The organism is Pseudomonas sp. LB3P31, assembly GCF_054897945.1.
Window position 1 is genome coordinate 77,939 of the sequence record NZ_CM142710.1, and the last position, 18,011, is coordinate 95,949.

15 protein-coding genes are annotated in these 18,011 nt (G+C 60.9%); 11 read left to right on the top strand and 4 right to left on the bottom strand.

Annotation, left to right across the window (positions count from 1 at the left end; all coding sequences use genetic code 11):
* Positions 1-22: 22 nt before the first annotated feature.
* The 6 genes from tssF to ACYZTK_RS00360 all read left to right on the top strand — a co-directional run bounded on the left by tssF (position 23) and on the right by ACYZTK_RS00360 (position 6,823).
* Positions 23-1,789 (top strand): type VI secretion system baseplate subunit TssF, encoded by a 1,767-nt coding sequence (gene tssF, locus ACYZTK_RS00335; RefSeq protein WP_462012603.1) that lies wholly within the window; start codon positions 23-25, stop codon positions 1,787-1,789.
* Positions 1,753-2,838: a type VI secretion system baseplate subunit TssG gene (gene tssG, locus ACYZTK_RS00340; RefSeq protein ID WP_462012604.1), complete on the top strand. Its 1,086-nt coding sequence runs from the start codon at positions 1,753-1,755 to the stop codon at positions 2,836-2,838. Before tssF ends, tssG begins: the two co-directional genes overlap by 37 nt.
* Positions 2,819-3,355: a type VI secretion system lipoprotein TssJ gene (gene tssJ, locus ACYZTK_RS00345; RefSeq protein WP_462012605.1), complete on the top strand. Its 537-nt coding sequence runs from the start codon at positions 2,819-2,821 to the stop codon at positions 3,353-3,355. The genes tssG and tssJ overlap by 20 nt, the downstream gene beginning before the upstream one ends.
* Before the next feature lie 3 nt (positions 3,356-3,358).
* Positions 3,359-3,808: a type VI secretion system baseplate subunit TssE gene (gene tssE / locus ACYZTK_RS00350; protein WP_462012606.1), complete on the top strand. Its 450-nt coding sequence runs from the start codon at positions 3,359-3,361 to the stop codon at positions 3,806-3,808.
* Between the two features lie 15 nt (positions 3,809-3,823).
* Complete coding sequence (locus ACYZTK_RS00355) at positions 3,824-4,945, top strand: OmpA family protein (protein ID WP_462012607.1); 1,122 nt, start codon at positions 3,824-3,826, stop codon at positions 4,943-4,945.
* Positions 4,946-5,146: 201 nt separating this feature from the next.
* Positions 5,147-6,823, top strand: coding sequence for an MFS transporter (locus ACYZTK_RS00360; RefSeq protein ID WP_462012608.1), 1,677 nt, complete (start codon positions 5,147-5,149; stop codon positions 6,821-6,823).
* A gap of 133 nt (positions 6,824-6,956) precedes the next feature.
* On the opposite strand, the gene speF is transcribed toward ACYZTK_RS00360, so the two are convergent.
* The 3 genes from speF to ACYZTK_RS00375 form a co-directional block, all read right to left on the bottom strand.
* Positions 6,957-9,140 (bottom strand): ornithine decarboxylase SpeF, encoded by a 2,184-nt coding sequence (gene speF / locus ACYZTK_RS00365; protein WP_462012609.1) that lies wholly within the window; start codon positions 9,138-9,140, stop codon positions 6,957-6,959.
* 218 nt (positions 9,141-9,358) lie between these two features.
* Positions 9,359-10,237, bottom strand: coding sequence for a serine hydrolase domain-containing protein (locus ACYZTK_RS00370; protein ID WP_462012610.1), 879 nt, complete (start codon positions 10,235-10,237; stop codon positions 9,359-9,361).
* A 244-nt stretch (positions 10,238-10,481) separates the two neighbouring features.
* Positions 10,482-11,333: a CAP domain-containing protein gene (locus ACYZTK_RS00375; RefSeq protein WP_462012611.1), complete on the bottom strand. Its 852-nt coding sequence runs from the start codon at positions 11,331-11,333 to the stop codon at positions 10,482-10,484.
* Between the two features lie 201 nt (positions 11,334-11,534).
* Here ACYZTK_RS00375 and ACYZTK_RS00380 point away from each other — a divergent pair, with 201 nt between their 5' ends.
* The 4 genes from ACYZTK_RS00380 to ACYZTK_RS00395 all read left to right on the top strand — a co-directional run bounded on the left by ACYZTK_RS00380 (position 11,535) and on the right by ACYZTK_RS00395 (position 15,541).
* A complete protein-coding gene (locus tag ACYZTK_RS00380; RefSeq protein ID WP_462014985.1) occupies positions 11,535-12,149 on the top strand; it encodes a cell wall hydrolase in 615 nt (204 codons plus the stop codon).
* Between the two features lie 284 nt (positions 12,150-12,433).
* Positions 12,434-13,483, top strand: coding sequence for an isopenicillin N synthase family dioxygenase (locus ACYZTK_RS00385; RefSeq protein WP_462012612.1), 1,050 nt, complete (start codon positions 12,434-12,436; stop codon positions 13,481-13,483).
* A 1-nt stretch (position 13,484) separates the two neighbouring features.
* Complete coding sequence (locus tag ACYZTK_RS00390) at positions 13,485-14,423, top strand: hypothetical protein (protein ID WP_462012613.1); 939 nt, start codon at positions 13,485-13,487, stop codon at positions 14,421-14,423.
* 38 nt (positions 14,424-14,461) lie between these two features.
* The gene (locus ACYZTK_RS00395) at positions 14,462-15,541 is read left to right on the top strand and encodes a putative urea ABC transporter substrate-binding protein (RefSeq protein WP_462012614.1); all 1,080 of its coding nucleotides are present in this window, start codon (positions 14,462-14,464) and stop codon (positions 15,539-15,541) included.
* Between the two features lie 72 nt (positions 15,542-15,613).
* On the opposite strand, the gene ACYZTK_RS00400 is transcribed toward ACYZTK_RS00395, so the two are convergent.
* The gene (locus ACYZTK_RS00400) at positions 15,614-16,312 is read right to left on the bottom strand and encodes a dienelactone hydrolase family protein (protein ID WP_462012615.1); all 699 of its coding nucleotides are present in this window, start codon (positions 16,310-16,312) and stop codon (positions 15,614-15,616) included.
* A 184-nt stretch (positions 16,313-16,496) separates the two neighbouring features.
* Here ACYZTK_RS00400 and ACYZTK_RS00405 point away from each other — a divergent pair, with 184 nt between their 5' ends.
* Complete coding sequence (locus tag ACYZTK_RS00405; RefSeq protein ID WP_462012616.1) at positions 16,497-17,999, top strand: aldehyde dehydrogenase family protein; 1,503 nt, start codon at positions 16,497-16,499, stop codon at positions 17,997-17,999.
* Positions 18,000-18,011: the final 12 nt, after the last annotated feature.

The following is an 18,011-nucleotide window of genomic DNA, read 5'->3' on the forward strand; positions in this document are numbered from 1 at the left end:
TTCAATTCTCAGGACTTTAATTATGAGCAAGGACAACCTGACACTGCATTACTACGATGCCGAGATGCGCTACCTGCGTGAGGCCGGCAAGGAGTTTGCAGAAGCCTTTCCCGAGCGTGCCGCGCAGTTGAACCTGGACAAACCCGGGGCGACCGATCCTTACGTGGAGCGCCTGTTCGAAGGCTTCGCCTTTCTGATGGGCCGCTTGCGCGAGAAGCTCGACGATGATCTACCGGAACTCACTGAAGGCCTGGTCAGCCTGTTGTGGCCGCATTACCTGCGAACCATTCCATCGCTGTCGATAGTCGAGCTGGTCCCGGATCTCACGCAGCACAAAGAACAGAAGTTGATTGCCGCAGGCTTCGAAGTGCTGTCGCAGCCTATTGGCCCCCAAGGCACGCGTTGCCGCTATAGCACCACTCAGGACCTGACTTTGCGGCCCCTCGCATTGGAGTCTGTGCGTCTTGCCTATGAACCGGACGGCCGCTCGTTATTGCGACTGCGGTTCGCCCGCGGTGAACTGAGCCCATGGAGCGACATGGACTTAAGCCGGATACCGCTGTACCTGAGCGCTGATGCGCCATTGGCCAGCGCCCTGCATCAAGCCTTTACGTTGAACGCTCAGTCCATGTACATACGCCAGGCAGGCGAGGAGCGCCGGCAATTCGAAGGCTATTTTTCACCCAAGGGTTTCGGCGACGAGGACCGGCTTTGGCCCAAAGGTGAAAGCGCCTTCAGTGGTTATCAGTTGCTGCTGGAGTACTTCAGCTTCCGCGAGAAATTCATGTTCGTGAACCTGTGCGGTCTGGAACAAGTCAGCTTTACGCCGACAGCGACCTGGTTCGAACTGGAAGTGGTGCTGCGCGAGTCGTGGCCACGGACGTTTAATCTTACCGTCGAGCACATCCGGCTGCATGCGGTACCGGTCATCAATCTGTACACGCTGGAAGCCGATCCGCTGGTCCTGTCGCCGTTGCAGACTGAATACCTGTTGCGCCCGATGCGGTTGCAGGACGGTCATACGGAAATCTATTCGGTGGATGAGGTCAGCGCTTCCAATGATGGCGGAAAGCTGGAATACGTACCCTTCAGCAGCTTCCGCCACAAGGGCGGCATGCTCCGAGACGACGCCCCCGAGCGCTACTTCCACGCGCGGCTCAAGCGTGCAGCCAACGGCCTGCATGACACCTGGCTGATCCTCGGTGGCGAAGGCTTCGACAAGGATGCGTTGAGCAAAAACAACAGCCTGTCCCTGAAACTGACCGGCACCCACGGCCAACTCCCGCGCAAAGCCCTGCAAAGCACATTACTGGACACCCTGGCCAACGCCTCCACTACAGGCCTGCGCGTACGCAACCTGTGCGCCCCGACCCTGCCGTGCTATCCGCCCAACCGCGACCGTTTCCACTGGCGGGTCCTCAGCCATCTCGGCTCGAACTTCCTGCCAATGCTCGACAACGCCGAAGTCCTGCGCGGCACCCTGGCGCTGTACGACTGGACCGGCAGCGAACTCAACCGCAGGCGCCTGGCGGCCATCGTCGAGGTAAAACACCACCTGATCCAGCGCTTCGAAAAAGGCTTCCTGCTGCGCGGCGTAGACATCGAAGTGACCCTGGACGCCAACGGCTTCAGCGGTGAGGGCGATATCTGCCTGTTCGGCGAAATGCTCCAGCGCTTCTTTGGTTTGTACGCCGATATCCACCTGTTCAACCAGCTCACGCTGATCCTTCAACCTACCGGGAAATGCCTGCGATGGAACGAAACACACAGTCAGCGTATTCCAGGCTGAAAGCCAGTGGATTGCTGGACGCGCTGCAGGGGCGGGTGGCCGAGGCCAATCTGTATCGCTTCTGCCAGCTGCTGGAACAGGCGTTGCCGGATCACCCGCCACTGGGCAGCACCACCCACCCGGCGGATGACCCGGTGCGCTTTCGGCCTGACCCCGGTATGGGCTTTCCTGCCGGCGAGCTGAAGTCGATCGAGACTGACGCAGACCATCCGCTGCGCCCGGCCACGGTGCGCACGCGCCTGCTGGGCCTGTACGGTGTGGACTCGCCGATGCCGGCGGCATTCCTCGATGACATTGCCCAGCGTCGCGAGGGACATGAGGCGCTGGAGGGGTTTCTCGACATCTTCAACCACCGGATCTTCACCCAGTTTTACCGGATCTGGCGCAAGTATTCCTACCCGGCCACGTTCGAGGCCGGCGGCACCGACGCGACCTCGCAATGCCTGCTGGGCTTGATCGGCCTGGGGATTGAAGGCACCGCCAAGCAGATCGCCACGCCAGTCTCGCGCTTTCTTGCGTTGTTGAGTGTGATGCGCCTGCCCACTCGTAATGCCGAAGGCGTGAGTGCGCTGGTGAAGTTGTTGGCGCCGCATACCAGTAGCCGGATAACCCCGCACTGGCCGCAGAAAGTTGCCCTGGCGCAGCCGGCAAGCCTGTCCGTTGCGCGTCCGGTGCGCCTGTCCCAGGGCGCACCGCTGGGCAGCGTCGGGCACGACGCCAACAGCCAGTTGCACCTGGCTCTCTTCACTGAAGACCCGGACGAGGCGCGTGGCTGGTTGCCCGGTGGTCAGTTGTACAACGATTTGCGGGTGCTGTTGCGGGTGTACCTGGGCTGGCGTTGCACGGCAAAACTGCAGTTGTCGTTGCCGGTACGCAGTTTGCCGCAGCCGGTGCTGGGAAGTGATCCGGTCTTACTCGGCATGACCGCAGCGCTGGGGCTGGAACAGTACGCTGTGAACGAGAGCATCACCATTAACCTGGGCCGCTACCAGGGCCTGGCCGAAAATCCTCAGGACAGAGAAATTCAGCATGTCGCCTACCGTTTTTAATGCATTGCGGGTGGTCGCATTCGGCGCACTGCTCACCGGCTGTGGCATCACCCAGTCCGTCTCGGACAGCACCTCGGCCACTGCGCGGTCGATCTTCTACAAGCAAGTGAAAACCCTGCACCTGGATTTGAGTGCCCGTACCGCGATGAATACCGACGGCGCCGACATGAACGCCCTGTCGGTACCGACGCTGGTGCGGGTGTACCAACTGCGCGACAGCAAGGCGCTGGACAAGGCCGCCTATGACGAATTGCTCAGCCAGGACGACAGGCTGCTGGGCAGCGCGCTGCTGGAGCAGAAAGCCCTGGTGGTAAAACCGGGGGAGGGTGCGTTGCTGGGCATGCCGCTGGACCAGGATGCGCAGGTCGTTGCAGTGGTCGCCTTGCTGCGCGAGCCGGACAACCAGCTCAAGACCTGGCGTCTGATCCTCAAGCGCGATGAGCTGGATCCGGACCGCGCACGGGTCATTCATCTGGGCGACAACCGCTTGACCTTGCAGCCATTGGCCGAGGATTGACCGATGCCTGATCTCAATCCGTCGCTGTATGAAATGCTGCTGCAGAATTTCGACGGCGACCTGGAGTTGCATCAGGTCGCCGAGGAGGATCAATACACCCTGTCGGTGCTGGACAACGTGCAGCGCATCCTCAACAGCCGCGCCGGCACGCTCGCCCACCTGGCAGATTACGGGCTGCCGGACATGGGCACGGTTCTCCAGGGGTTGCCTGCCTCGTCCCATAAATTGATGAAGACCATGGCGGCCACCCTGAGAAAATATGAACCGCGACTTAAGTCGCTAAGTATCGAACTACTGCCGCAGACGCTGCCCGGCCATCTGGAATACGGCCTCGACCTGCAACTCGCAAGTGGTCAGCGGGTGAGCTTCGGCACGACCCTGGCACCGGAGGGCAATGTCCTGGTGCGCCATCTGAAGCGCCAGAGCTGGTTGGCGAAATCGTCGTACTCATAACGGAAGGGAAGCGCGATGACAGCGTTGTTTGAAATGCGCGTGCGGGTCGGTGGTGATCCCCGCGGCTTTGGTGAGTTTGTCGCGATTCGCGATGAGTTGGCCAAACTCTCTCACCCGGCTTGCCCGGATGTGGACTGGGCGCGGGTGGAGCAGCTGTGCCTGACCCTGTTCCAGCAGAACGGGGCGGACCTGCAGACGGCAGTTGCCTTCACCCTGGCTCGGGGTCAGCGCTACGGCCTGGACGGTATCGCCCATGGCATCGAATTGCTCGAAGGGCTGATTTGCGAATGGCCGACCTTGTGGCCGCCGGTGTCGTCGGCACGCGTGGACATCCTGGGGTGGCTGTTTACGCAGCTGCAGTGGTTGCTGCGCGGCCAGGAACTGGAGGGGCGCAATCTGCCGGCGCTGGCTTACCTTGGCCATGAGTTGGAGCGTTTACATCAGCGCCTGAGCCTTCAGGTTCACACCCCCCTGATCACCCTGCAGGCGTTGCGTCAGCAGATCGAAAATATGATGCCGCGGTTGCAGGGCGACGCGTTTACAGGCGCGATGCTGCCGCTGGAAACGCGGCGAGTGCGGCCTGCACTGGCGATGCCGGTGGTGATTTTGCCGGTCAGTCCCATGCCCGAAGTAAAGTCATCGAAACGCAGGGTGGCTTTCGGTCTGTGCGCCGTGACCGCGCTAATCGGCCTGATCGGTACGATCTGGTGGCGCAACACCAGCGATACCAGTGACGCCTTCACCCAGCTATTCGAGCCCCAGCAGACCATTCCCGCACCCGTGCGCCTGGACAGCATGTCGCTGTTCGATGCCGGCAGCTCGGCGCTCAAGCCCGATTCGACCAAGCTCCTGATCAACACTCTGACTAACATCAAGGCACAGCCCGGCTGGCTGATCGTGATTGCCGGGCACACCGATGCCAGCGGCAACCCCGAGCACAACCTGCAGCTGTCCCATGCCCGTGCCACTGCGGTGCGCGGCTGGATGCAACAGATGGGCGATATCCACGACAGCTGCTTTGCCGTGCAGGGTCTGGCCTCCAGCCAACCGATCGCCAGCAACGATACCGAGAGCGGCCGTGCGGCCAATCGCCGGGTCGATATCAGCCTGGTGCCGCAAATGGGCGCCTGTGGCTAGCCGCGTGAGGTAAATCGCCCTGTCGGCTGGCTAACTGGGAGAAGCTGATTATGCTTAGGAAACCTTGCAGCGATGCGAGGCCGTCAGCCTGTTCGCATGCGTTACGCAGTCTGTAATCCGATGACATCAGCCCCAGGGCCTGGGTGCGGCGAAGGTAGTGAGGTACTCCGGCCTACAACAAGAGAAGCACGGAGAACACTCATGGCCGCAATCGACGACACCACCACGGGCAGCTCGCCCAAACAGGGCATCACCAGGGAGGAACGCAAGGTCATCTTTGCGTCCTCCCTGGGCACGGTATTCGAGTGGTACGACTTTTACCTGTACGGCTCACTCGCGGCGATTATCGCCAAGCACTTTTTCGCCGGGGTAAACGAGACCACCGCCTTCATCTTCGCGCTGCTCGCGTTTGCTGCGGGGTTTGCCGTACGGCCCTTTGGTGCCATCGTGTTCGGGCGGTTGGGCGACATGATCGGGCGCAAGCACACCTTTCTCATCACCATTGTGATCATGGGTATTTCCACCGCCGTGGTGGGTTTCCTGCCGGGATACGCGACCATCGGGGTAGCGGCACCGATCATCCTGATCACCCTGCGCCTGCTGCAAGGCCTGGCGCTCGGTGGCGAGTACGGCGGCGCTGCGACCTACGTGGCTGAGCATGCACCGAAAGGCCGGCGCGGCTTCTTCACCTCGTGGATTCAAACCACGGCGACCCTCGGGTTGTTCCTGTCGCTGCTGGTGATCCTCGCCTGTCGCACCATTCTTGGCACCGAAGACTTCGAGGCCTGGGGCTGGCGGATTCCGTTCCTGCTGTCGCTGCTGTTGCTGGTGATCTCGGTATACATCCGCTTGCAACTCAGCGAGTCGCCGGCGTTCCTGAAAATGAAGGCTGAAGGCAAGACTTCCAAGGCGCCGCTGACCGAGTCCTTCGCTCGTTGGGACAACCTCAAGATTGTCATCATGGCGTTGCTGGGCGGCACAGCGGGGCAGGCGGTGGTCTGGTACACCGGGCAGTTCTACGCGCTGTTTTTCCTGCTGCAGACCCTGAAGATCGATCCGCAGACGGCCAACCTGCTGATCGCCGGTTCACTGCTGATCGGTACGCCGTTCTTCGTGATCTTCGGCAGCCTGTCCGACCGCATCGGCCGCAAGGGCATTATCATGGCCGGCTGCATTCTTGCGGCGCTGACCTACTTTCCGATCTTCCATGCGCTGACCCAGTACGGTAACCCCGACGTGTTCACCGCTCAGGCAAAGAACCCGGTGACGGTGGTAGCCGACCCTGAGCAATGCTCGTTCCAGTTCGACCCGGTGGGCAAGGCCAAATTCACCAGTTCCTGTGACCTGGCGAAAACCCTTCTGGCGAAGCGCGCTATCCCCTACAAGAACGAGAAGGCCGCGCCCGGCACGGTGGCGCAGGTGCGCATCGGCGAGAAGGTGATCACCAGCTTCGAAGGCACCGGCATGCCGGCGGCCGACTTCAAGACCCGCAACGACGCGTTCACCGCGACCCTAAGTGCTTCGCTCAAGGAGGCCGGTTACCCCGAAAAGGCTGACCCGGCGAAGACCAACTACCCGATGGTGCTGCTGCTCCTGACCATCCTGGTGATCTACGTGACCATGGTCTACGGCCCGATCGCCGCGTGGCTGGTGGAGCTGTTCCCGACGCGCATCCGCTACACCTCGATGTCGCTGCCATACCACATCGGCAACGGCTGGTTCGGTGGTTTCCTGCCGACGGTGGCGTTTGCCATGGTCGCGGCTACGGGTGATATCTACTACGGCCTGTGGTACCCGATCGTCATCGCGGTGATGACGGCCGTGCTGGGCACTTTCTTCCTGCCGGAAACCAAGGATCGCGACATCCTCAACGACTGACCTTAACAGGCCCTCTCTTGCAAGAGAGAGGGCCAGACCGCCGACCAAAAGATGCGAACTCAGCTGCTACAAGGGGGTGGCGTTGTTAATCGGCAGGTCGCCAGCCACTGAGCGGCGACCTGGGCATCCACCGTCAGTTCTTGATCACGTACCCATAAGCGCGAATGCGTCCCTCAACCTCCTTCAAGTAAACCCCCTGAAGCTCCGGGGTAAAGCCCGGAAGGGAATTGATGCCTTCTTCCAGCGCGAGGAAATACTTGAGCACCGCACCGCCCCAGATTTCCCCGGGCACCACGCACAGCACGCCAGGCGGGTAGGGCAGCGCACCTTCGGCGGCGATCCGGCCATCGGCGTCGGCCAGGGCCACCAGTTCGGTGTTGCCACGGATGAACTCAAACTGCGCCGCTTGCGGGTTCATGGCTTTTTTCGGGAAGTGCTCCTTGCGGAACATCGCCTTCTGCAAGTGCTGCACGTTGTGGCTGCGGTACAGGTCGTGCATTTCCTGGCACAGCTGGCGGATCGTGTAGTTGCGATAACGCGCCTCGTACCGCGCATAAATGGCCGGTAGGACCCGGCTCATCGGTGCGTCGTCGTTGACGAAGCGTTCGAAGCGCGCGATCTGTGCCGCGAGGTGCGTCATCTTCGCCCAGTCTTCAGCCGGGGTCAGCAGGAACAGAATCGAGTTCAGGTCGCACTTTTCCGGAACGATGCCATTTTCACGCAGGAAGTTGGCGAGGATGCCGGCATGGATCCCGAAGTCGGTGTAGCTGCCATCCACCGGGTCGATGCCCGGGGTGGTGAACAACAATTTGCACGGGTCGATGAAGTACTGCTTCTCGCCGTAGCCCTGGAAAGCATGCCAGCGGTCCTTGGGATGAAACTCGAAAAACCGCAGGTCGTTGGCGATTTCTTCAGTGGGGTAGTCCTCCCACGCACGCCCCTCGATGGTCGCGGGCACGAACGGACGGACCATGGTGCAGGCTTCCAGAATCAACTTGCGCGCGTCGATGCCGAATTTCACGCAGTCATCCCACAGCTTCAGGCCACTGCGGCCGGCGTGGATGCGTGCATTCACATCCAGCGAGGCGAACAGCGGGTAGAACGGGCTGGTCGAGGCCTGGGCCATAAAGGCATTGTTCAGCTGCGCATGGTTGCAGTAGCGCGCCTGGCCCTTGATGTGGCGATCTTTCTTGTGCACCTGCGAGGCCTGGGAGAAACCGGCCTGTTGCTTGTGTACCGACTGGGTGACGAAAATGCCCGGGTCATCCTCGTGCAGGTCGAGCAGCAGCGGCGAGCAGTCTTTCATCATCGGGATGAACTGCTCGTAGCCGACCCAGGCCGAGTCGAACAGGATGTAATCACACAACTTGCCGATGCGATCCACCACCTGACGCGCGTTGTAGACAGTGCCGTCATAGGTGCCCAGCTGGATGATCGCCAGGCGGAACGGCCGCGGCTGCTGCGCCTTGTCCGGTGCCACTTCGGCGATCAACTCACGCAGGTAACTCTCTTCGAAGCAGTGGGCGTCGATGCCGCCGATAAAGCCGTAGGGGTTGCGTGCCGTTTCCAGGTACACCGGCGTGGCGCCTGCCTGGATCAGCGCACCCTGGTGGTTGGACTTGTGGTTGTTGCGGTCGAACAGCACCAGGTCGCCCGGGGTTAGCAAAGCGTTGGTCACCACCTTGTTCGAGGCGGAGGTGCCGTTGAGTACGAAGTAGGTTTTGTCGGCGTTGAACACCTTGGCCGCGTGTTTTTGCGCCAGCAGCGCCGGGCCTTCGTGGATCAGCAGATCGCCCAGTTTGACGTCGGCGTTGCACATGTCGGCGCGAAACAGGGTCTCGCCAAAGAAGTCGAAAAACTGCCGACCGGCCGGATGCTTGCGAAAGAACTGCCCGCCCTGGTGGCCCGGGCACGCGAATGTGACGTTGGCCGATTCGGTGTAGCGTTTGAGCGAGTCGAAAAACGGTGGCAGCAGGCTTTCTTCATAGGCCTTGGCCGCTGTCTCAAGCTGGTGCCCATGGTATTCGGCGTTGTTTCGCGAACGGTCAAAGATGCCGTTGACCTGCAGCAGCACGTCTTCCAGATGCTTGTAGACATCGCGCGCGCGGTTGCCGGTACCTGGGGAAGTGGCGAGGAAAATCGGGATATCAAAGCCGGTGCGCTGGAGCGATTCCAGGGCGCCGGCCATCACGTCCTCCACCGAGAACACCGCGACGGCAATGTCGGTGTAGTCGGTTTGACTGATCGACACCACTTGCCGGTAAGTCTGGAAGCAATCAATCGCCGAATCACTGGCCGCTATTTTCAAGATTTTCATACGGGGAAATCTCCTGGCGGACACTCACTTGTCCACCGTTTGCAAGAGATCAATGTATCGGGGGACCCGTCCGGGTTCCCTGACCCAAATCATGCGAACACTGGTTATAGACGTGTTTCACCGGATTGGTAGTGTTTGCGTGCGCAGGGGATCCCATTGCCCCTCGCAATGTCATCAGGTTTTATCGGGGTGATGTGCAGGTGTCAGGCGCTTAAGTCCTAAACCCACTGCTCGCTCAACAGACGGACGGCTTCGGCCTCCACGGCGCCTTCGTCGGCGCCATCGGAAAATACCGCGCAGGTGGTGATTTGGGCTGCACACACACTGCGATAAACCGCCACCACACTGCCCGGGCCGCCGCCGGTATGCCCACTGAGGATGCGTCCGCCTTCGACCGGACCGTGCATCAGGCCGAGCCCATAAGCTGGCGCGATCCATGGACGTCCAGGGATCGGACCGCCAAGCGTGCGCACTGACTGCATTTCAGTGAGCAAGGAGTGCGCCAGCAGGTCGCCGGCGAACAGGCGGTCCAGGCACAAGGCTGCTTCCACCAGCGGACCGACCAGCAAGCCGTGGTAGACCCAGCCCGGGCCATAACTGCTGGCAGCACCCATGTTGACGCCGTGCAGATCGGCCTTGCAGTTGGCAAGGCGCACCCGCGACAGGCCCAGTGGGGCAAACACTTGTTGTGCCAGTGCCTGATCCAGGCCCAGGCCCGTCACTCGCTCGATCAGCCGCGCCACCTGCAGATAACCCACATTCGAGTACCGCCAGCCTTCACCTGGTGCATAACGCAGGCGGCTTGCATCAAGACGCTGCAGCATTTCATCCGCCGGCCAAGGCGTGTCTCCGCGAGCAACCGCCTCATGGTAATCGGCGAGTTCGCTGTAATCCGCCAGGCCGGCCTCGTGACGCAACAGCTGGCGCAGGGTATAGGGGCCTTCGGGCAGCGGCTGATCCAGCGCGATCAGGCCGTCACGTACCAGCGACAGGGCGGCAGCCGCCAGCACGGTCTTGGTAAAACTCCACCAGGGGATCGTCGCATCAGGTCGATCCGGGGTCAGGGGTGTACCGTTCGAAACAAGGGAAAAAAGCATTGCTGGCTGCTCTGAAAGGGGGCGCGGCGAGAGTTTGCCAGAATGCTGCGACAACTTGTTGACTTAGCCATGGCCCAGCGCGATCGCGAAGGACACGACGATCATGCAGGCAAACGCAAAATTGAGGTTCATGAAGGCTTCTTCCTTAAATTGTGAAAAGTGCAGCCATCTTGAACAGCTCGTACACAAATAAAAAATTCGTCTTCATGATGTGAAAGATCGAAGCAATTGATACCTGCCGGGATTACTGGGTGCCGAACATCGCCGTCCAGTAGATTCCCGCGTCGCTTTTCGGGTCTACCGCATAGGCCGCGCCCAGTTCCTTGTAGTCGGGGTTCATCAGGTTGGCGCAGTGGCCGGGGCTGGCGATCCAGCCGTCGACGACCTTGCCCACGGTGTCTTGCCCGGCCGCAATGTTTTCGCCGATCTGCTGGCCTATGTAGCCGGCCAGTTCTGCCCGGTCACCCGGCATGCGGCCATCGCGGTCTTTGTGGTCGAAGAAATTGTTATAGGCCATGGCCCGCGAGTGAGTCTCGGCGGCACTCGCCAGGCTGGCGTTCCAGGCCAGCGGCGTAGTGGCCGCGAAGGACTGCGTACCGCATTGGCGGGCCTGGCTGCGGGCATTGTTGAGCAAGGTCAGGACCTTCTGGCCTTCGGCCTGCGAGTCGCCCAGGCGTGCGGCCATCAGCGGGCGCGCCAGCACGATGCGCCAGTCGCGCTCGTCGCGGCTGACGCCAATGTCGACGAACTGCGGGTCGAGCACCACGTGGCAAAAGCTTTCCCGAATGGCTTGCATGGCCGATTGCGCATCGCGTGGGCCGGACAGGGTAATCGCCTGCACATTGACCATCGGGTAACCCGCGCTGGACATCGCCTGCTGCAGATTGCGCACGTTGGTGGCGGACAACGCCAGGCGTGGATCACCAGCGAGTGGCGGCAGTTCCGGCGAAACCTGATCAGCGCAACGCTGGGGTTGGGTGCGGTAGAGGTTGATCGAATCGATCAGTTGTTTCTCATCTGCCGCCAGCGCCTGGGCGGCAAATGACAGGCCCAGCGACAACGCGGCGAGGCGAATAACGGATGGAATGAAGCGCATGGAAATCCCCTTGGGCAGATTGCGCCCATGATGCGCGATTTCACCCCCGCTTGCGCAATGCCTTTTTGCGCCTGGAAACAGTTTTATTGGCCGCCGGATGAAATGAATTCTGCCTACTACAATCAAGCCAGGCCGCCGATACAACGCCCAACAGCGTCGATCATGTGCTGCCGAATCCGGTTCTTTTCAGAAGGGTCGATCATGCGCTTGATGTGGACTGCAACCTGGTTGGCAATATCCCTGATTGGCGGCCAGGTCGTGGCCACGGAACTTGAACAGCAGAAAGCCGAGGACAAGGCTGAGGTCCTGGAACATAAAGCGGCGGAGAAAGGTGCCGACGCCCCGGTGCCCAAGGCCGAAGCGATTACCACCTCGGAGGTGCAGGCGGTTGATCCTGCCGGCTCGGCGCCGCTGGATGATGCGATCACCTGCCTTGCGCGCTCCATCTATTGGGAGGCCAAGGGGCGCGAGACCAGGGAAATGGAAGCCGTCGCCAGCGTGGTGATGAATCGCCTGGGGCACGAAGGTTTTCCGGACACGGTATGCGCGGTGGTCAAGCAGGGCTCCGAAGCCCGCAACTGCCAGTTTTCCTGGTGGTGCGACGGGCGCCCGGATCAGGTCAAGGAGGATACCGAGTATGCGATCGCCAAGGAGATCTCGCGCAAGGCGTTGAACGGGACGCTCAAAGACCGGACGGCGGGTGCAATGTACTTCCATGACAAGACCGTGCGGCCGGTTTGGGCAGGCAAATACCTCAAGACGGCAGATATCGGCAGGTTCAGGTTTTACAAGCCGCGTGGTGGGGATGCGAAGTGATTTTTTGCTCATTTGGAGTACAGAATTGCTGTCCACGCGTCCATTCTGGTGCCATTCACGCTTTCGACATTTGCCAGCGTTGCTGCCCTTTAGCAACGCTAAACTCACAAAAATCAGAAAGATAGCAATCCATGGCAGCGCCGTGGCTGACGTGGCACACACATTGCTATCCCCATCTGGCACTCCTTGCGGTGTGCACATTCCGGGACGACCCGGAGGCCCCAGGGGCTTCGCGATATCTGGACGACCAGGTGACATTTTGACTAATCATCAGGAGGTTACTTATGGCGCCCACGCCTCGAATCACCCCGCACTCAGCGTTCAGGACCTTGCCCCTCGTGGATATTCGCGGGCTTTTTTCCGCCAGCGCAAGCGCGCGTATCGAGGCTGCCAACGCGTTGGGAGCGGCGGCTTCACAGGCGGGTTTTCTCTACGTCACCGGACATGGCGTCGATCCGCAGGTCATCCACCGTTTGAAGCATCGCACGGTTCAGTACTTCGCCCAGCCGCTCGAGCGCAAGATGCAGGATTACATTGGCCTGTCGAGCAATCACAGCGGCTATGTCCCTGAAGGCGAGGAGCAGTTTGTCGAGGGTAGTATCGACCACAAGGAAGCGTTCGACGTCGGCTTCGACTACCTGTCGCCGCAAGGCCGCCGACCCATGCTCGGAGCGAATCGCTGGCCGGGATTGCCAGATTTCAAGGAGGATATCAAAGCCTATTACGAGGCCGTGTTCAGCCTCAGTCTCACGCTGTTTCGCGGCTTCGCACTGGCGCTGGGCCTGCCGGAAAACGCCATCAGCCAGCGTGTCACCAGCCCGCCCAGCCAATTGCGCTTGATCCACTATCCGTACTCGCCCGATGCGCCGGTGGATCGTCCGGGGATCGGCGCACACACCGACTATGAGTGTTTCACCATCCTGTTGCCGACGGCGCCTGGGCTTGAGGTGTTGAACGGGGCAGGGCAGTGGATTGATGTGCCGCTGGTGGACGATGCGTTTGTCATCAACATCGGCGACATGATGGAAGTGCTGAGCAACGGCACCTACGTCGCCACCGCGCATCGGGTGCGCAAGGTGGCCCAGGAACGTTATTCGTTCCCGATGTTTTGCGCCTGCGACTACGACACCGTCATCGAACCCATCCCGCAGCTGGTCGATCCTGCAGTTCCGAGTCGTTACGGGCCGGTTTCCTGTGGCGACCACCTTTATGCGCAAACCCTGCAAACCTTTCGCTACCTCAAGCAGCGCGTGGCGGCCGGCGAACTGCAATTGCCCGTAGACGCCAGGGGCCTGTCGTCCTTCGGACGTGCTGCCATGGTCGGGGAGGTCTGATATGCACCTGTGCGAATTGCTCTCTGACTACCCACAACAGCCGGCGCAGGGTGTCCCAGACTGGATGCTCGGGTTCTTCAAGCGTCGGGCGATCAGCTTCGCCGATGGTCAGACTGATGTGCAAACCGAGGTGTGCTGGTTCCAGAGTCGGAACTTCACCATCGATTTGCGTCTGCCCCAGGCGGTGCATCAGGTGCCTGCCAAGCCGCTGTCGGCGTGCAGCCGCGAAGAGCTGCAGGTGCTTGCCAACTACGAAGGCTGGGAAGCTTTGTGTGCCTGGGAGGGCGAGGTCTTGAGCTGGCACTCGGATACTTCCTTGCAGTTGCACAACCGTTGGCCGGAACCCGCCATTTTGAAGCGCGTCGGCAATTGCATGATTGAGTTCGCACCCAGTGGCGCTTACGTCGAGGACTGGCGGCTGCAGTCGTCACGGCCTGGAGCACTGATCGGCCTGCGTTTGCTGGAGGAAAAGGATTTGCACAGCGGCGAAGTGCATCACCGCGGCGGTGGTTTGATCGTCTGCGGTGAACACGCTGCGTTGGTGCTGGGCCGCGCTCATGCGCTGGAAGGCAATACGCCGTTGCGCGACCAGCTGACGCAACACGTTGATGACCCCCACTGGTTGAGCCGGGCGTTCAACTTTGAAACCTCGGTGGCGCAAGGTTCTTTGCAGGACGGCTTCTGCGTGACCCTCTCGACCCGTGCCGCACGGCTCGGCCAGGCGCTGATTGCGCTGGACGGGTTTGAGTGTGCGGGCGACGGCAAACATCTGATCCAGACGCTGTGGGTCGATGGCACGCCCCACGAGCGTCGGTTCGTGATCGACACCCTGGAACCGCAGGTGAGTTTTGCCCAGGCCACTGGATTCACTGATGACGCAGTGCAGTGGTACGAGCGCGAAGCACCGACCTTGAGTCGTTACGCCCAATCGCTGGTTTGACATCGACGCATTCCCCATTCATCACCCGTGAGGTTTTCATGAAGGCATTCTCGTGCGTGTTCAGTCGTTTTGCAGTCCTGTTGCTGTCGTTGTCCTGCCTGACTTTCGGTGCGTCTGCCGGCGAGAAAAAACAGCACTTCAAGGTCGCCTGGTCGATCTATTCCGGCTGGATGCCCTGGGGTTATGCCAGTGAGCACGGGATCATCGACAAGTGGGCGAATAAATACGGGATCAAGATCGAACTGGTGCAGCTCAACGACTACATCGAGTCCATCAACCAGTACGCGGCCGGTGCGTTCGACGCCTGCGGCATGACCAACATGGACGCACTGACCATACCGAGCGCCAACGGCGTCGACACCACCGGCCTGATCCTCGGCGATTACTCCAATGGCAACGATGCGATCGTCCTGAAAAACGGCAAAACCTTCGCCGACATCAAGGGTCAGCAGGTCAATCTGGTAGAGCTGTCGGTCTCCGACTACCTGATGTCCCGCGCATTGGATATCCATGGCCTGTCCCAGCGCGACATCAAGATCATGAACACCTCCGATGCCGACGCAGTGGCGTCTTTCGGCACCTCGGGTGTCACCGCAGCGGCGTTGTGGAATCCGCAACTGAGCATGGTGATGAAGCAATCGCCGACGGCGGTGCAGGTGTTCACTTCCAGAGAGATCCCTGGCGAGATCATCGACATGATGGCGGTCAACACCGAGACGCTGGCGGCTAATCCGGAACTGGGCAAGGCGCTGGTGGGGGCGTGGTTCGAAACGCTGCAGATGATGTCTGGCGAAAACGCCCAGGCCGTTGCGGCGCGCACTTCGATGGCCGAGCGATCGGGCACCGACCTCAAGGGTTACGAAGAACAACTGACCCAGACCATGCTGTTCTACACACCCGTCAGTGCATTTGACTTTGCCAGTTCGGCTGCCATTCGCCACACCATGGACAAGGTCCGTACCTTCTCCTTTGCCAAGGGCCTGCTCGGACAGGCCGCCACCAGTGCCGACGCGGTGGGCATGCAGTTTGCCGACGGCACCACCCTGGGCGACCCGCACAATATCAAGCTGCGCTTTGATAGCCGGTTCGTGAAAATGGCCGTGGAAAACCAGTTGTAGGGCTGCCTGCCGGCCAGGACGCTGGCCACAAAAAAGGCACCTCCTCAGGTGCCTTTTTCGTTTGTGGCTGTCTTACAGTTCCTGACCCAGGAAGATCAGGGTATTGCCATGGGCCTCAGCCGCCGCGCGCTGGTTGTAGCTGGCGCGATGCGAGCAGTTGAAACCATGTTCGGCCTGCGGATAGACGACAATTTCCACAAACTCGTTGTTCTCGAACCGCTCGGCGATTTTCTCCACGGCTTCCAGTGGAATGTGGCTGTCCTCTTCGCCGAAGTGCAGCAACAGCGGCACGCCGATGTCATCCGCGCGGTCCAGCTGATTCTGGATGCCGCCACCGTAGTAGGCGATCGCCACATCCACCAGGCCGTCGGCTGCAATCAGGTACGAAAGCAGGCCGCCGAAGCAGTAACCGATCGAGGCCACGCCGCCATCCAGGCCAGGCTGGTCCTTGAGCGCGGCAATGGCCAGCTTGATGTCGTCCTGGGCCTTGTCGATGTCCGTGGCATTCATCAGTTCAACGGCGCGTTTCCAGCCGGCTTCGTCGTAAGTCAGCTCGATGCGCGGGCCGCTGCGCCAGAACAGGTCCGGGACGATCACCAGGTAGCCGTCGGCAGCATATTGTTCGGCGACCGAGCGAATGTGCTCGTTGACGCCGAAGATCTCCTGGATCAGCACGATCCCCGGGCCTTTTTGCGTGTGGGGAATCGCCAGGTACGCACCGAATTTACCGTCGGCGCTATCGATCTCGATCCATTGGGTGGTTACGCTCATGGTGGCTCCTGTCTACGCGAGTGAGGGGTGTGAAGCTTGCCACGGTAACATTTCAATGCGTGTTGCGGCGCCAAAAAATGCCCGCCAACAGCGTGTCGAGGCTGAGTCTGCCTGCGCCGGGAATGACGCTTTGCGGATTTTCCGGTACCTTTTGCGCCCGCCCATTGCATGGTGAAACCATTTCATGTCTCTTGCGCTCGATCGTCTAGTCGCTGGCACGCCCATTCCTTTTGCCGGGAATCGTGTCACTGTCGTCAGCCCTGAACTGGCCGAGCGTTTTCGGCCCGGTGACCACCTTCTGGTGGCGCAGGTCAGTGGTGAGTTGCTGTTGATTCCGGTGGCTGACCAGCAAGCGGCAGGTGTCGCGATCGAGCGTGCGCAAGCGGCGTTCAAGGCGATGTCGGCTGTGCCGGATCAGGCGATCAGCGAGTTCTTTGATCGCTTTGCGCAACGCCTGGAAAGCCAGGAGACCTGGGCGCTGATTGAGGCGGCAAACCTCGCGGATATCGAGCGGGCCAAGGCGCGGGGACGTTCCACTACGCGACTGCTGGCCAACGAACCCATGCGTCGCGACATGATTTCCGGGCTCAAGGCCTGGCGCGATGCGTCGGCAAGCCGTGGCAAAGTCATCAGCTGCGTCGAGCATGACGGCTGGAAAGTCGAGCAAGTCGTCTCGCCCCTGGGCATCGTCGCCTTCGTGTTCGAGGGCCGGCCGAATGTGTTCGCCGACGCCGCTGGCGTTCTGCGCACCGGTAACACTGCAGTGCTGCGCATCGGCAGTGATGCCTTGGGCACCGCCCAGGCCATCGTCACCCATGCGTTGAACCCTGCGCTCGCCGATGCCGGTTTGCCTGCAGGCGCCGTGTCACTGGTGGAAAGTGTCAATCACGCCGCCGGTTGGGCGATGTTCGCTGACCGGCGCCTGTCCCTGGCCGTGGCCCGGGGTTCGGGGCGCGCGGTCAGTCAACTGGGCAGTATCGCCCAGCAGGCCGGCACCGCCGTCAGTCTGCACGGTACCGGAGGCGCCTGGCTGGTCGCGCACCAGGACGCAGACGCCGGGCGCTTCGCCGCCGTGGTGCGCAACTCCCTCGACCGTAAAGTCTGCAACACCCTGAACGTGTGCCTGATTCACCGCAACCGGGCGACTGAATTGGTGCCGGCGTTTCTCGACGCCCTGCAACAAGCCGGTACCGCCCGGGGCCAGGGCTGCAAATTGCACATCGTCGAAGGCAGCGAACAGTACTTGCCGGCGGATTGGCAAACGGCGAGTGTCGAGGTGTATCGCGCCGACGGCTATCGCACCGAAGCGCTGGCCGAGCCTTTGCCCGAGGATCAACTTGGGCGCGAATGGGAGTGGGAAGAAACCCCGGAAGTCAGCCTGAAAATCGTTGATGACCTGGATCAGGCGATCACCTTGTTCAATAGCTACAGCCCGCAATTTACCGTGTCGTTGATCAGTGAGGATGCCGACACCCAGGAGCGCTTTTACAACGCAGTGAACGCGCCATTCGTGGGTAACGGGATCACGCGTTGGGTCGACGGCCAGTACGCACTGAACAAGCCGGAACTGGGGCTTTCGAACTGGGAGAGTGGCCGTCTGTTCGCCCGCAGTGCAATTCTCTCAGGAGACGGGGTTTTCACCATACGTAGCCGCATGACCCAGATTGATCTGGGCGTTAAACGCTAAGGCAATTCAAGC